This is a genomic window from Pantoea sp. sgz302252, assembly GCF_042610525.1.
Lineage (GTDB): Bacteria > Pseudomonadota > Gammaproteobacteria > Enterobacterales > Enterobacteriaceae > Erwinia.
Genome location: NZ_JBHDVM010000003.1, coordinates 245,406 through 260,023 on the forward strand (window position 1 = coordinate 245,406; position 14,618 = coordinate 260,023).

Below are 14,618 nucleotides of genomic sequence, written 5' to 3' on the forward strand. Positions count from 1 at the left end.
AGTTTATTTTTTTGATATTACTTATCATCACAATTAGTTTTGTAAATAGGTAATAAAAGGAAAGCTACTATAACAAATTTTTTGGATCGGATAGTGCTTAATTTTAACCGGGAGGCTTTCTCCATGGATAACACCGCCAAATAAGAGGTGGGCAATGAAGATTCATATCCATATATCCTGGAAAGATTGAGGACTATTTTTTACTGTGGTTATATTTTCTTAGATAATGCTTTCTGTCATTATCTTTATTTTTAGAAGGAGATGCTTGTGCCGTATTCTATTGCTTCACCTATCGTAAGGTTACCCGAGTTTGTACAGTTTACTGACGACGATGAAAAAAACATAAAACGTGGATTGGCTAATAATATTAGCGAACCTTTGATTGCTGTTAATAACTCAACTGCAAAGCCAGGGTTTCTCTCTGGAGTGAAATACTCCTGGTGTGATAGCAATCAGCCAGATGATAACGATAAAGAGTATGAATTACAAGAAATAAAGGTAGGTGAGAAAACTTCCTCCCCTGACAAAAATCTCCATGTAATAAAAAATCAGTGCAGCCCAAAGAAAAAAATACTAATGTATTCATCACTGGGGACAGTGGGAGCGTTAGCCTCTATAGGTATAATAGCAGGCATAAAGTCGTACAAAACGCACACGGCTGTCAATGATAACAAGGTGCCAGATAATTTCCTGATACACATGCCTGACAAAAATTATACCGACTCTCTGGATCAAATTTTAGCAGCTCTCAAATGCTCAGAATATACTCCAGATGATAAACAAATACGGCCAACAATCATCCCGGTTACTGAAGATTATCCAAAAATAAATTTGAACGATATACATTCCATGGTTTATTCAGGCCAAATTAATAGTAAATTACCGTCTGGTAAGAAAAGCACCGTGGATAAAAATGAGCTTAGTGATAAAATAAATAGTAATGAAAACTCCATAAAGAATAAAAATCATTTAATCGATACGCAGGCAAGCTGTCTATATGAAAAAATAGATATATTTACGCGGTATCCCGCCTGGGAAGTTAAGTACGTAAATAATATAATGCATGAGGTTGAGTTGCTGGGTTATAATATCGATCGCCACCTTAACAAAGAGGGCGGGTCTATTGAGTCGGCTCATGCGCATAAGCAAAAAATAAAAAACCTGAACGACTATGTTTTAAATCATAGAAAAATGTTGCAAGAGGAAGTAGGAAGCCGGTTTGATATTTCTGATAAATCCTGGGAACTGAACATGCCCATGCCGCCACTTGCCGAACTGAATGAGAAACTTTATGAAATTAATGATTTAATTGATGACTATATTTTTGCTAAAAAAACGGATGCAGAAGTAAGTAAGAAATATCAGGCGGTGAATAATATTATACGAAGCAGCGAACGGAGAGAGCGACTTGCTGAACTGGAAAACGCGATCCATGATCTAAAGAAATATATTACAGAAAACTCCTTGAATAAGGATATCAAACCCAAAGCCAGGAATATACAATTAAAAAGCTTATTTGGTATCAACCTTATTCTTAAGGATTGGAACGATAAAATTTCACAAGAACAGAAGTTTTATTCTCCCCTGGTTGATTATTTTAATGGGGGAGAGGGCATAGAGAGTAAGCGAAGAAGGATTGTGAACAGTATACATGATATTTCAGCATGTATCCACCATCTGCGTACAGGTTCTCCTAAAGAAGGAAGGGATAAATAGTAATTTACATCTGCCATTTTTATGTAAATAACAGATAGTCTGGGTTATTACTAAAGTGGAAAGATTTACAGAGAATAAAGACGCAAACAGAGTTGGCTATAAAATAAACATTCCAGACAGTAGTCAGGTATCGTCTGTGACGATGGTATATTGAAACGCTCTGCCGAACGACCAGTTTTATCGGCCATCTTTTATAAAACATTAATCTTCGACCCCGAAGCCGTAAGCTATGATGCAGTATAGTAACCAGTAACGAATGCTTTTATTACTTTATCGATAAAGTATTTGAGCAACTTATAAAAGTTATCGCGATAACATGGGTAATTTTTATCTTTACAATTTTCTCTCAGGAATAGATATCTTTTCAGTCAGCCTTAATATACCTAAAAAAAGGATAAACAATGGTAAATTCTGTTAACTCATCTTCAGTGTATATCTCGATCCCGGTCAGTCACGAAACTGCCGCTGCTTCACCCGGGAAGAGTTTCAGCCGTCAACTTTCGTCCGTTTCTATGTCGCCACAGGAAATCAGCGTTTCCTCTGGTCTGAAACCTTTTTCAAAGGTAAACCAGTCTGACCATATCAGCAATTTCGAACTCGTTGTACCTGGGGAAGATGAAATGTCTCCTCTTCGGGAGAAAGATAATACCGATGTTTCACAAATTGAAAGCAGCAATAAAAAATGTCTGTCAAACAAACAAAAGTCATTATTGCTTTTAGGGACAAGCGCTGCTGCCCTGGCTTTATATACGGCAAAAAATATATTTTTTCCAGAGACGGCTATTTTGCCAGGAAGAAGCTCACTGGACACACGGCAGCCTGTTGATGAAATGATATATGCCGATCTGCAACCTGATAGCGATCTGATTAAAGTAAATGCAGAGATAGTACAAAGATCTATTCCGGAAACTTTGTCAACTCCCGAGGACGCTATGTCATCAACAAAAAGCAGACATTATTTAGCTTATTCGGCACATGCCCCCAAAAAATATTTGCAGTAGCCGGTGAACGAGGGAACAAACGGTCGGCAAATTCAGTAAAATTACGGCAGGATCCTGACCTCCGCCACCGCACTAACCAGCAGCAGTAATACCAGGAGTAAACCGCCAACAAAGGTTTAAGTAATAAGGAATTTGCCCGCAAAAAGTATCACCGTTTGTTCCATCCATAATAAATACTTCTTAAGAGCAAACTGTCTCTTGCAGAAGCAAACTGGACGGCAGCGCTGGCTACCATCCCTAACCGTTAGCGAGCCGGTTCCAGCACAAATATCCGCACGTCCAGCACGTCATCTTTAATATAGCTGCGGTGCTGCTCCATATGCGCCGCCTGCTGATGCTGCTCAAGGTGCCGCAGGGAATCCCACTGCTCAACCATAAACACCGAGTCGGGCGAATTCTGCTTCCAGGGGACCTGAGCCTGATGATCGACCAGCATGCGGTAGCTGCCGCAGCCTTCTTCCTCCAGCACCGTTGGTATCACTTTTTCTATCGCCTGCATAACCGCGTTACGGCGGCCAGGCCTGACACAAATTTCAGCAATAACGGTGAGCATGGTCTTTCCTTATGAGATAAACGTCTTATCAGTTAAGCAAAGATTTCGCTCAGATGAGTCCGATAGCGCTCAATATCACGCGGAATGTCGGGCTGCTTAATCACATCATTACAGATAAATGTCGGTAGCGCTTCCATCCCCAGGAACTGGTTAGCCTTATGGAAATGCAGATAGAGACCGTCAACGCCCACGCCTTCAAAGAACTGCTCCGGATCGGTAAAGGCTTCCAGCGGCGCGTTCCAGGTCAGGGAAAGCATATATTTTTTCCCCTGAACCAGCCCGCCCGAGCCATACTTCTTCGAAGCATCGGAACGGGTACGGCCGTCGCTGGCGTAGAGCATGCCGTGGCCTTCGGTAAAGACTTCGTCGATATACTTTTTCAAAATCCACGGCTCGCCCATCCACCAGCCCGGCATTTGATAAATCACCGCGTCGGCCGCCAGATATTTCTGGATCTCATCGGCGACTACGTAGCCTTCATCTACCACGGTAACATCGACCTGGTGACCGGCATCGCGCAGGAAAGTGGCGGCGACTTCAGTCAAAGTGTGATTCAGCTCGCCTTTGGAATGGGCAAAGGTTTTACCGGCGTCAATAATAAAAATGTGCATGCTGCTCTCCAGTATTCAAAACTGCCGCCAGTTTACGTGCGAAAGCGGTGCGGAAAAATAAACAGGCGATCACAATACTTTTGCTCCAGGCGCAATAATAGCGCCAGAAAAGAAACGCTTTGCCGTCACGGTTCTCTGTGACAGAAGCGGCCCGGATAAGGTACTATCCCCGCCAAACGGCCCCGATGTGGCGTGTCCGTGACGCCATGATGTGAGGAAGAAAAAGTAATGAGCGATTTGACTCAGGAAGGGGCAGAGCGTCGCGCTCTGCATAAGTTTACGGAAGAGGCCTATCTCAACTATTCCATGTACGTCATCATGGATCGTGCGCTTCCGTATATCGGCGATGGCCTGAAGCCGGTACAGCGCCGCATCGTCTATGCGATGTCGGAACTGGGCCTGAACAACAGCGCTAAATTTAAAAAGTCGGCCCGTACCGTAGGCGACGTGCTGGGTAAATATCACCCTCACGGCGACAGCGCCTGTTATGAAGCTATGGTGCTGATGGCGCAGCCTTTCTCCTATCGCTATCCGCTGGTGGACGGCCAGGGGAACTGGGGCGCGCCGGACGACCCGAAATCCTTTGCGGCAATGCGTTATACCGAATCGCGCCTGTCGAAATACGCCGAGCTGCTGTTAAGCGAGCTGGGCCAGGGCACGGTAGATTACGTACCGAACTTTGATGGCACCATGCAGGAGCCAGCGATGCTGCCTGCGCGCCTGCCGAATATCTTGCTCAACGGCACTACCGGTATCGCGGTTGGTATGGCAACAGATATTCCGCCGCACAACCTGCGCGAGGTGGCAAACGCCGCTATTAAGCTGATCGACTCGCCGAAAACCACGCTGGATGAGCTGCTGGATATCGTTCAGGGGCCGGATTATCCAACGGAAGCGGAAATTATTACTCCGCGCGCCGAGATCCGTAAAATCTATCAGAACGGCCGTGGTTCCGTACGCATGCGCGCAGTCTGGAAAAAAGAAGACGGCGACGTAGTGATCACCGCGCTACCGCACCAGGTTTCCGGCGCGCGCGTGCTGGAGCAGATCGCTGCGCAAATGCGTAACAAAAAGCTGCCGATGGTGGAGGATCTGCGCGACGAATCAGATCATGAAAGCCCAACGCGTCTGGTGATAGTGCCGCGCTCCAATCGCGTAGATATGGAACAGGTAATGAACCACCTGTTCGCCACTACCGACCTGGAAAAAAGCTACCGTATCAACCTGAATATGATCGGGCTGGACAACCGTCCGGCGGTAAAAAACCTGCTGGAAATCATCAGTGAATGGCTGGTCTACCGTCGCGATACCGTGCGCCGCCGTCTTAATTACCGCCTGGAAAAAGTGCTGAAGCGCCTGCACATCCTGGAAGGTTTATTGATCGCTTTCCTGAATATCGATGATGTTATTCATATCATCCGTAGCGAAGACGAGCCGAAACAGGTGTTGATTGCACGCTTCGGCATCAGCGAAACCCAGGCGGAAGCGATCCTCGAGCTGAAATTACGCCACCTCGCCAAACTGGAAGAGATGAAAATTCGCGGCGAGCAGGACGAACTGGAGAAAGAGCGCGATCGTTTACAGGGGATTCTGGCATCCGAACGTAAAATGAATACCCTGCTGAAAAAAGAGCTGCAGGCGGATAGCGAAGCCTACAGCGACGACCGCCGTTCGCCGCTGCGCGAGCGTGAAGAAGCTAAAGCCATCAGCGAAAACGAGCTGGTGCCTTCCGAGCCGGTCACTATAGTCCTGTCGCAAATGGGCTGGGTGCGTAGCGCCAAAGGTCATGATATCGATCCGGGCGGCCTGAGCTACAAAGCGGGCGACAGCTATCGGGCCTCGGCGCGCGGTAAGAGCAATCAGCCAGTGACCTTTATCGACTCCACCGGGCGCAGCTACACGCTGGATCCGGTCACGCTGCCTTCTGCGCGCGGCCAGGGCGAGCCGCTGACCGGCAAGCTAACGCCGCCGCCAGGCGCAATAGTGGAGCAGGTATTGATGGAGGCAGACGACCAGAAGCTGCTGCTGGCCTCGGATGCAGGCTACGGCTTCGTCTGTACCTTCAGCGATCTGGTTTCCCGCAACCGCGCCGGTAAAGCGCTGCTGACGCTGCCGCAGAATGCCAAAGTGATGACGCCGCAGGCAATCCACCATGAGGATGATATGCTGCTGGCGATTACCGCAGCGGGCAGGATGCTGATGTTCCCGGTAGGCGATCTGCCGCAGCTCTCCAAAGGCAAAGGCAACAAGATCGTATCGATTCCGTCAGCGGAGGCGGCATCCGGCGAGGATAAACTGGCCTGGCTGCTGCTGCTGTCGCCGCAAACGTCGATTACGCTACACGTGGGCAAACGCAAGCTGACGCTGAAGCCGGAAGATTTGCAGAAGTTCCGTGCCGAACGTGGACGCCGTGGCACGCTGCTGCCGCGTGGGCTACAGCGTATCGACCGTGTCGAAGTAGACGCGCCAGCGCGTCCGGAAGCTGACAATAGCGAAGAGTAAGTCGGCCACGGCGCCCGACAGAAAGCAGAATAGACTGCTGATTTAAGGAGAGACTTCATCCGGCGCGCCGGGTGAAGCGTAACGTGTGGCGGTGGATCTACTGCCACAGCCCAGCAAAAATGAGGATGTGATGCTGATAATTCTACGGGTCGTGATAACGATCCTCTATTCAATCCTGGTCTGCGTATTTGGCTGCATCTGGTGTCTGTTCAGCCCGCGTAATCCACGTCATGTCGCCACTTTTGGTCATATGTTTGGCCGACTCTCATCGGTGTTCGGCCTTAAGGTGGAAGTCCGTAAGCCGCAGGACGCGGACAGCTATCCCAACGCAATTTATATCGCGAACCACCAGAACAATTACGATATGATCACGGCGGCAAAAGCCGTGCAGCCGACCACGGTTACGGTAGGGAAAAAAAGCCTGTTGTGGATCCCTTTCTTCGGCGTGCTCTACTGGCTGACCGGCAATCTGCTGATCGATCGCGACAACCGCACTAAAGCGCATGGCACCATCAATGAGCTGGTTGAGCAGTTCAGGAAAAAGAAAATTTCCTTCTGGATGTTCCCGGAAGGAACGCGTAGCCGTGGACGCGGGCTGCTGCCGTTCAAAACCGGCGCTTTTCATGCCGCAATGGCGGCTGGCGTGCCGATTATCCCGATCGTGGTCAGCAATACGCATGACAAAGTTAAACTAAACCGTCTGCATAACGGCCTGGTTATTGTAGAGATGCTGCCGCCGGTCGACACCTCGGCCTTCGCCGATCAGTCTGTTCGTAAGCTGGCGACCCACTGCCGCGAGCTGATGGCGGACAAGCTGGCCGAGCTGAATGCGGAAGTCGCCGCGCGGGAAGCCGCAGGCAAAAAGTAATCCGATCGGTTAACGGTCGGCGCACGGCAAACCATCATAAAAAACGGATAGCGGCCTGCTGGGCCGCATTTTGGGTTACGGAGTTTTTATGTCCTTCAGTCGACGTCAGTTTATTCAGGCATCAGGCATAGCGCTGTGCGCCAGCGCGCTGCCCGTCAGCGTGCGCGCCGCCGGGCCTGGCAATCCTTTGCCCGTGCCGCCGTTAATCGAATCCCGTCGCGGACAGCCCATTTTTTTAACGTTACAGCGCAGCCACTGGTCGTTTACCGGCGGCAGCAAAGCGCAGGTCTGGGGCGTTAACGGGCTTTATCTGGGGCCGACGGTAAAAGTCTGGAGCGGCGATGACGTAAAGCTTATCTACAGCAATCGCCTGAACGAACCGGTAGCCATGACCGTAAGCGGACTTCAGGTGCCGGGCGCGCTGGCTGGCGGCGCGGCAAGGATGATGTCGCCGGGCGTCGACTGGGCGCCGGTGATCCCGGTTCGCCAGGCCGCCGCAACCTGCTGGTATCACGCCAATACGCCCAACCGTATGGCGCCGCACGTCTATAACGGTCTGGCGGGCATGTGGCTGATTGAGGATGAGGTCAGTAAAAAACTGCCGCTGCCGAATCACTACGGCGTGGACGACTTTCCGCTGATTATTCAGGACAAGCGCATCGATAACTTCGGTTCGCCGGACTATAGCCCGCCCGCCAGCGGTGGCTTTGTTGGCGATACGCTGCTGGTAAACGGCACGCAAAATCCTTATGTCGAAGTCTCACGAGGCTGGGTGCGCCTCCGGTTACTTAACGCCTCCAACTCCCGTTGTTACCAGCTCAGCATGAGCGATAACCGGCCCTTTAACGTTATCGCCAGCGATCAGGGATTTCTGCCCGCTCCTGTTGCCGTGCAGCAGCTCTCTCTGGCACCGGGCGAGCGCCGGGAAATTCTGGTGGATATGAGTCAGGGCGACGAAGTCTCGATCACGGCGGGCCAGGCGGCTGGCATCGTCGACAGGCTGCGCGGATTGTTTGAACCTTCCAGCATCCTGACCTCCACGCTGGTGCTGACGCTGCGACCCACCGGCCTGTTGCCGCTGGTTACCGATACCTTGCCGATGCGCCTGCTGGCCGATCAGCTGATCGAAGGCAGCGTCAGCCGCACGCGTGAGTTCCGCCTGGGCGATGCGCAGCCGGGCATCAACGGCGCGCTGTGGGATATGGGGCGTATCGACGTGCAGGCGCAGCAGGGCAGTTTTGAGCGCTGGATTATTCATGCGGATATGCCGCAGGCGTTCCATATTCAGGGCGTCATGTTCCTGATTAAAAACGTTAACGGCGCGCAGCCGATGGCGGAAGACCGGGGCTGGAAGGATACAGTTTGGGTAGACGGCAGCGTGGAGCTGTTTGTTTCCTTTACTCAGGCTTCATCCGATCACTTCCCGTTTGTCTATTATAGCCAGACGTTGGAAATGGCCGATCGCGGCACGGCAGGGCAGCTTCAGGTGCAGCCTGCGTTACAGTAAAGGCAAACAGAATAAGGGCGACCCAGGGCAGGGAATTCCGAACAGCAGAAAAGAGAGTGAACTGCTGTTCGGATAAAAATAGCCCGGTAAAACGAGCCTATTTACGGACGGTTATTTCTTTTCCAGCACGATAGCGGTGCCGCGCCAGTGGCTGGAATCGCCAGGACGGTCAAGCGAAGTAATATACATATATTCGCCGCCTTTTTTATCCACTTCTGCGCGCAGCGCTTCCAGCGCTTTAGATTTTCCGCCCATCACGTTGGAAATCGAGATGCGCTCTTTCTGGACATAATTATTCAGCTCGCTGCGCGGCACGATCTGCGCGGCGAAGGCGGAACCCGTCATCAGCAACAGCAGCGCGGCTGCAACCATTTTTTTCATCATACTTCTCCATTGGCTTAAATCAGGAAGGTTTTCGGCGCCAGTATACTCATTTCCTTCTGTATGTAATTTTGCTCTTAACAATAATAAAGGCGCTGTTTGATTAGCAAAACCTATTGTTAAAGCGGTGGGGTAAACGCCTTATTAATAATGGCGCAAAAACCTGTTATCATTATTATCTTACCTTGCTGAATTTATTGGCGTTTCTCAAATCTCTTAATGATAAGATGCTTTTTCAATGGCTGCTTATTATTAACATTATTCGAAATTTATTATGCGGACGGTTTATTAGATGTTTATCTTAAAGAAGGCCAGGATAAAAACGATTTATCTTTCGGACAAGGTTTAGCGCTGTAATAAGATAAAAAGCGCGCCGGATCTCAGACCCGGCGCGCAGATTTTTAGTTTCCCTCGGCGGGCTAGTTCAGCTCGTCCGGATTAGGCCCCAGACGGTTACCGGCATCCAGCGCGGCGATCTCGCTGATTTCCGGTTTTTCCAGACGGAAATCAAAGACTTTAAAGTTCTCTTCAATACGCGAAGGCGTTACCGATTTCGGGATCACTACCAGGCCGCTGTCCAGATGCCAGCGAATCACGATCTGTGCCGGCGTCTTGCCATATTTCTTCGCCAGCTCTTTGATCACAGCCTGATCGAATACGCCTTTGCCGCCCTGCGCCAGCGGGCTCCAGGACTCGGTCTGAATCTGGTGCATAGCGTTCCAGGCGTGCAGCGTACGCTGTTGCAGCATAGGATGCAGCTCAACCTGGTTGATCACCGGACGCACGCCGGTTTCATCCATCAGGCGCTTCAGGTGCGCTTCCTGGAAATTACAGACGCCAATGCTTTTGGTCAGCCCCTGCTTTTGCAGCTCGATCATCGCTTTCCAGGCTTCGACATAATTATCTTTCGCCGGGCAAGGCCAGTGCATCAGATAGAGATCCACGCTTTCCAGCTGTAGCTTCTTCAGGCTGGTTTCCAGCGCCTGCGGCGCATTTAGCTGGTCATCATTCCACAGTTTGGTGGTAACAAAAATATCATCACGCGCTACCGAAGTTTCCTGTAAAGCCTGACCAATACCCTCTTCGTTCTTATAGATGGCGGCGGTATCAATAGAACGATAGCCTACCTCAAGCGCTTTCAGCGCAGCCTGGCGCGCTTCATCAATGCTTGCCTGCCAGACACCCAGGCCGAGCTGGGGCATCATATTGCCGTCGTGAAGCTTGATTATGGGTTGCTCTGCCATGGTTCTCTCCTTTGCAGCTGTTGTGCCGACGCCTCTGCGCCGTTAAGTAAGATAGCTGGCCTTAGTTTAGTTGAGATTTCTGACCCTTTTACGCAATTAGGATTAATAAACCGCTGCTCATGCCCGCAGGCCATGCCTGTTTCTGCTTTCTTCTTGCCCGATCCTCCAGAGCGCTGGACGATCGGTATTGGCTTCGGCATCATGCTCCCAGTACATTTTTTCAGGTAAACTTCATGGATCGCAATCTGCTGTGTGCCCGGCTTGCGCGTCAGGTAATACAACTTATTGATTCAAAAAACGACGTTCAGGCGCTACTGCCGGATATCCGTCTTATTTACGCCAGCCAGCCCAGCGGACGCACGCCGGTGCTCTATTCATCCGGTATCGTTATCCTGTTCCAGGGCAGAAAAACTGGCTACCTGGGCAACAGCGTATTTCACTATGACGCCACGGAATATCTGATGCTTACCGTGCCGTTATCAGTGGAATGTGAGACTTTTGCCACGCCGGAAGAGCCGCTGGCAGGACTGCTGCTTAACGTCGATCCGGTTAAATTGCAGGATTTGCTAATCGATATCGGCGAAGACGACAGCTTTCATCCGCAGCCGCAAACTCGCGGTATTCACTCCTCGCCACTAACTGAACCGATGTTATGCGCAGCGGAGCGTTTACTGGATGCGATGCAAAATCCGCGTGATGCGCGCGTGCTGGGGCCGCAAATAGTGCGGGAGATCCTTTATCACGTATTGTCAGGGCCGTGCGGCGGCGCGCTGATGGCGCTGGTCAGCCGCCAGACGCAGTTCAGCCAGATAGCCCGCGCGCTGCGGCGCATCGAACGGAATTATACGGATAGCCTGAGCGTGGAGCTGCTGGCGGCCGAGGTCAATATGAGCGTCTCTGCTTTCCATCACAACTTTAAAGCGGTGACCAGCACCTCGCCGCTGCAATACCTGAAAAGCTATCGGCTGCATCAGGCGCGCATGCTGATGCTGCATGAAGGCCTGAAAGCCAGCGCGGCGGCGATGCGGGTCGGTTATGAAAGCGCCTCGCAGTTTTCACGCGAGTTCAAACGCTACTTCGGGGTCACGCCAGGCGAGGAAATGGGCAGAATGCGCCAGGCGGAAAGGGCCGATTAACGGCCCTGAGATTGATGACAAAATATGCCGGTGCAGGCTCAGGAGGGCCTGTGTCTTCCGCAAAGACGCAAAAAACGTCTTCCATGACAGCTCAGTACGGGCCGTTCATGGCCCGTAGTGCGCCACAGGCCCTCCATCGCTTCAGGTTCAGCAGTCTGAGGGCCGATTAACGGCCCTGAGCTTTTTTACGCTTAACAAGCAGCGCAAGGCTACCGAAGAGCCCGATACAGAGCAGCGCCAACGGCAGGATCATCAGGATAGACATCACCTGATCTTCATGGCGCTTGATAAAGGGCACCTGGCTTATCGCATAGCCCAGCGAAATCAAAATGCCGACCCACAGCAGGCCGCTAATCCAGTTAAAAAACTGAAAGCGGGTATGGGTCAGACCTGAAATACCGGCCATAGTCGGCAGCAGCGTGCGTACAAAGGCCAGAAAGCGGCCAACCAGCAGCGCCATCAGGCCGTGGCGATGAAACAGGCTCCAGGCGCGCTGATGGTACTGCGCGGGCAGATGCATCAGCCAGCTTCTCACCAGTCTGGTATTGCCCAGCCAGCGCCCCTGCAGATAGCTAAGCCAGCAGCCCAGGCTGGCCGCCAGCGTCAAAATAGCCAGGGTTGGAACGAACCCCATCACGCCTTTGGCGATCATGGCACCGGCCAGCAGCAGCAGACTATCGCCAGGCAAAAACGCAGCGGGAAGCAGGCCGTTTTCCAGCAGCAGCGTCACAAACATGATCCCATAAACTACCCAGATAACATCGGGATTGGCCAGGGCGGCAAAATCCTGATGCCAGAGCGCCTGCACAATCTCATGGAGTACCGCCATTTTTTATCCTGTTTACCGCATCAATAGCATTAGTGTACTCGTAAATAGCCCGCCGCAGCGTTGATCGGGCCGGGGTTGTTGTGATTTTGTTTAGTTTGGCGCTGATTTAGCCAGGCGTGCAAAACCAGCCGCCAGATCGGCCAGTAGATCCTCAACGTTTTCCAGCCCGATATGCAGCCGTACCAGCGTGCCGCTGAAATCAATGCCGCCCGCTGGGCGGATCGCCGCCAGCTCTTCCGGCTGGTTAGCCAGAATAAGCGACTCAAAGCCGCCCCACGAATAGGCCATGCTGAAATGCTCAAAGTGATCGAGATAGTCCGCCAGCTGGCTGTCGTCCAGCCGCGCTTTTAGTACAAAGGAGAACAGGCCGCTGCTGCCGGTAAAATCGCGTTGCCAGAATTCATGGCCTTTGCACTGCGGCAATGCCGGATGATTAACTACGGCAACTTCCGGGCGCTCGGCCAGCCAGCGCGCAACGCGTAGAGCGCTCTCTTCGTGCTGGCGCAGGCGCACTGCCAGCGTGCGCAGACCACGGCTGGCCATATAGGCGGTATCCGCATCTACCATCTGCCCCATCAGATAGGAGTTCTCACGCAGCTGTGCCCAGCAGCGTTCGTTGGCGACGGCGGTGCCGATCATCGCGTCCGAATGGCCAATCAGATACTTGGTGCCAGCCTGAATAGAGATATCAATACCAAAATCCAGCGCGCGAAACAGAATGCCTGCCGCCCAGGTATTGTCGATCATGATCACCGCTTCCGGCGCTTTCGCCCGCACGGCGGCCACGATTGCCGGAATATCCTGCACCTCCATAGTAATGGAAGCAGGCGACTCCAGAAAAACAACCCGGGTTTCCGGCTTCACCAGCCCGGCAATCTCTGCGCCCGCAGTATGGCTAAACCAGGTAGTGGAAACGTTCATCTTGCTGAGAATTTTGCTACAGAAATCCTGCGTCGGCTCGTAGACGGAACCGGCCATCAGCACGTTGTCGCCAGCCGATACGAAAGCGAGAATGGCGTTGGCAACCGCGGCCGCGCCGCAGGGGTAGAGCACGCAGCCCGCGCCGCCTTCCAGCTCGGTCATCGCTTCCTGAAGCGAAAAATGGGTCAGCGTGCCGCGACGGCCATAGAACAGTTCGCCTTCGGCTCTGCCTGCCGTAGCGCGTTTCTTTTCGGCCACGCTATCAAACACCAGCGACGAAGCGCGCTGGATTACGCTATTGACGGAACCCTGGGTATAACGTTTGCGGCGACCGGCGCTAATCAACGCCGTTTCAATGTTTTTACTGGTCATCGGTCTGCTCGGTTAAAGAATCTTGCTTAACGTTAACACGGCTGGCGGCAGGGTGAAATTCGCCATCCCGCTATATGATAAAGTTTCAGGAAAACCCCCAGCAGCCAAAGGGACATCAGGGAAGAAGTGTAAAAAGTGTTGCTTAAAGGGTAAATAGTAATGATAACTACTATCAATTCGGATTTGATTTGGTATGATCCGCACAATATTTTCGCTATCGGTAACTGACGTTGGAGAGACAGCGTGACGAATGACTTAATGCAGACGGACCTCTCCGTCTGGGGCATGTATCACCATGCAGACATCGTAGTAAAAGTGGTAATGATCGGTCTGCTGCTGGCCTCGGTGGTCACCTGGGCTATTTTCTTCAGCAAAAGCGCGGAGCTGAGCTCGGCTAAACGCCGCCTCAAGCGTGAGCAGCAGGCGCTGGCCGGTGCGCGCTCCCTGCAGGAAGCAGCAGATACCTGCGCTACGTTCAAAGCTAACAGCCTGACTACGCAGCTGCTGAAAGAGGCCGAAAACGAGCTGGAGCTCTCTGCACGCTCGGAAGACAACGACGGCATCAAAGAACGCACCTCATTCCGCCTGGAACGCCGCGTTGCTTTCTTCAGCCGTCACGCCGGTCGCGGCAACGGTTTCCTGGCAACCATCGGTGCAATTGCACCCTTCGTTGGCCTGTTCGGTACCGTCTGGGGGATCATGAATAGTTTCATCGGTATTGCCCAGACCCAGACCACTAACCTTGCGGTAGTGGCACCAGGTATTGCAGAAGCGCTGCTGGCAACGGCTATCGGTCTGGTAGCGGCGATCCCGGCGGTGGTTATTTATAACGTTTTCGCCCGCATGATCGCTAACTATAAAGCCTCGCTGGGTGACGTAGCCGCGCAGATTATGCTGCTGCAAAGCCGCGATCTGGATCTGGCCGCCAGCGGTCAGCACGCGCCAGCGCAAGCGCAGAAACTGCGGGTAGGATAAGC

General features: G+C 52.0%; 13 protein-coding genes. 7 read left to right on the forward strand and 6 right to left on the reverse strand.

The genetic code is table 11. From position 1 onward, the window contains the following. Positions 1–267: 267 nt before the first annotated feature. Entirely contained in the window at positions 268–1,716 is a 1,449-nt protein-coding gene (locus tag ACETPC_RS07395; protein WP_380180135.1) for a hypothetical protein, read from the forward strand. 401 nt (positions 1,717–2,117) lie between these two features. Next, a complete protein-coding gene (locus ACETPC_RS07400) occupies positions 2,118–2,717 on the forward strand; it encodes a hypothetical protein (RefSeq protein WP_380180137.1) in 600 nt (199 codons plus the stop codon). Between the two features lie 244 nt (positions 2,718–2,961). Here the strand turns inward: ACETPC_RS07400 and ACETPC_RS07405 are convergent, their stop codons facing one another. Next, positions 2,962–3,270, reverse strand: a complete 309-nt coding sequence (locus ACETPC_RS07405) for a putative quinol monooxygenase (protein WP_380180139.1) — start codon at positions 3,268–3,270, stop codon at positions 2,962–2,964. A gap of 32 nt (positions 3,271–3,302) precedes the next feature. Then, positions 3,303–3,881, reverse strand: coding sequence for an NAD(P)H-dependent oxidoreductase (locus tag ACETPC_RS07410; RefSeq protein WP_380180141.1), 579 nt, complete (start codon positions 3,879–3,881; stop codon positions 3,303–3,305). 228 nt (positions 3,882–4,109) lie between these two features. Between ACETPC_RS07410 and parC the strand changes: the two genes are divergently transcribed. The 3 genes from parC (at position 4,110) to ftsP (ending at position 8,758) form a co-directional block, all read left to right on the forward strand. Next, the gene (gene parC / locus ACETPC_RS07415; RefSeq protein ID WP_380180143.1) at positions 4,110–6,383 is read left to right on the forward strand and encodes a DNA topoisomerase IV subunit A; all 2,274 of its coding nucleotides are present in this window, start codon (positions 4,110–4,112) and stop codon (positions 6,381–6,383) included. 130 nt (positions 6,384–6,513) lie between these two features. After that, positions 6,514–7,251 (forward strand): 1-acylglycerol-3-phosphate O-acyltransferase, encoded by a 738-nt coding sequence (locus tag ACETPC_RS07420; RefSeq protein WP_380180145.1) that lies wholly within the window; start codon positions 6,514–6,516, stop codon positions 7,249–7,251. A gap of 88 nt (positions 7,252–7,339) precedes the next feature. Continuing rightward, entirely contained in the window at positions 7,340–8,758 is a 1,419-nt protein-coding gene (gene ftsP / locus ACETPC_RS07425; RefSeq protein WP_380180147.1) for a cell division protein FtsP, read from the forward strand. Between the two features lie 111 nt (positions 8,759–8,869). Here ftsP and ACETPC_RS07430 read toward each other — a convergent pair whose 3' ends face one another. Next, positions 8,870–9,142 carry a YdgH/BhsA/McbA-like domain containing protein gene (locus tag ACETPC_RS07430; RefSeq protein WP_380180149.1) on the reverse strand — a complete coding sequence of 91 codons (273 nt, stop codon included), beginning with the start codon at positions 9,140–9,142 and terminating at the stop codon, positions 8,870–8,872. A gap of 416 nt (positions 9,143–9,558) precedes the next feature. Then, the gene (gene dkgA / locus ACETPC_RS07435) at positions 9,559–10,383 is read right to left on the reverse strand and encodes a 2,5-didehydrogluconate reductase DkgA (protein ID WP_380180151.1); all 825 of its coding nucleotides are present in this window, start codon (positions 10,381–10,383) and stop codon (positions 9,559–9,561) included. Between the two features lie 233 nt (positions 10,384–10,616). On the opposite strand from dkgA, the gene ACETPC_RS07440 reads away from it, so the two are divergent. After that, on the forward strand, positions 10,617–11,519 hold the full coding sequence (locus ACETPC_RS07440; RefSeq protein ID WP_380180153.1) for an AraC family transcriptional regulator N-terminal domain-containing protein: 903 nt from the start codon (positions 10,617–10,619) through the stop codon (positions 11,517–11,519). Positions 11,520–11,685: 166 nt separating this feature from the next. Here the strand turns inward: ACETPC_RS07440 and ACETPC_RS07445 are convergent, their stop codons facing one another. Together ACETPC_RS07445 and metC are read right to left on the reverse strand one after the other, a co-directional pair. Next, the gene (locus ACETPC_RS07445; protein WP_380180155.1) at positions 11,686–12,348 is read right to left on the reverse strand and encodes a DedA family protein; all 663 of its coding nucleotides are present in this window, start codon (positions 12,346–12,348) and stop codon (positions 11,686–11,688) included. A 90-nt stretch (positions 12,349–12,438) separates the two neighbouring features. Then, a complete protein-coding gene (gene metC / locus ACETPC_RS07450) occupies positions 12,439–13,641 on the reverse strand; it encodes a cystathionine beta-lyase (protein ID WP_380180157.1) in 1,203 nt (400 codons plus the stop codon). Between the two features lie 243 nt (positions 13,642–13,884). Here metC and exbB point away from each other — a divergent pair, with 243 nt between their 5' ends. Next, a complete protein-coding gene (gene exbB / locus ACETPC_RS07455) occupies positions 13,885–14,616 on the forward strand; it encodes a tol-pal system-associated acyl-CoA thioesterase (protein ID WP_380180159.1) in 732 nt (243 codons plus the stop codon). Positions 14,617–14,618 lie beyond the last annotated feature (2 nt).

Coding starts and splice junctions, on each gene's coding strand:
- ACETPC_RS07400 (WP_380180137.1), top strand. CDS start 2,118: ATGGTAAATTCTGTTAACTCATCTTCAGTGTATATCTCGATCCCGGTC.
- ACETPC_RS07405 (WP_380180139.1), bottom strand. CDS start 3,270: ATGCTCACCGTTATTGCTGAAATTTGTGTCAGGCCTGGCCGCCGTAAC.
- ACETPC_RS07410 (WP_380180141.1), bottom strand. CDS start 3,881: ATGCACATTTTTATTATTGACGCCGGTAAAACCTTTGCCCATTCCAAA.
- parC (WP_380180143.1), top strand. CDS start 4,110: ATGAGCGATTTGACTCAGGAAGGGGCAGAGCGTCGCGCTCTGCATAAG.
- ACETPC_RS07420 (WP_380180145.1), top strand. CDS start 6,514: ATGCTGATAATTCTACGGGTCGTGATAACGATCCTCTATTCAATCCTG.
- ftsP (WP_380180147.1), top strand. CDS start 7,340: ATGTCCTTCAGTCGACGTCAGTTTATTCAGGCATCAGGCATAGCGCTG.
- ACETPC_RS07430 (WP_380180149.1), bottom strand. CDS start 9,142: ATGATGAAAAAAATGGTTGCAGCCGCGCTGCTGTTGCTGATGACGGGT.
- dkgA (WP_380180151.1), bottom strand. CDS start 10,383: ATGGCAGAGCAACCCATAATCAAGCTTCACGACGGCAATATGATGCCC.
- ACETPC_RS07440 (WP_380180153.1), top strand. CDS start 10,617: ATGGATCGCAATCTGCTGTGTGCCCGGCTTGCGCGTCAGGTAATACAA.
- ACETPC_RS07445 (WP_380180155.1), bottom strand. CDS start 12,348: ATGGCGGTACTCCATGAGATTGTGCAGGCGCTCTGGCATCAGGATTTT.
- metC (WP_380180157.1), bottom strand. CDS start 13,641: ATGACCAGTAAAAACATTGAAACGGCGTTGATTAGCGCCGGTCGCCGC.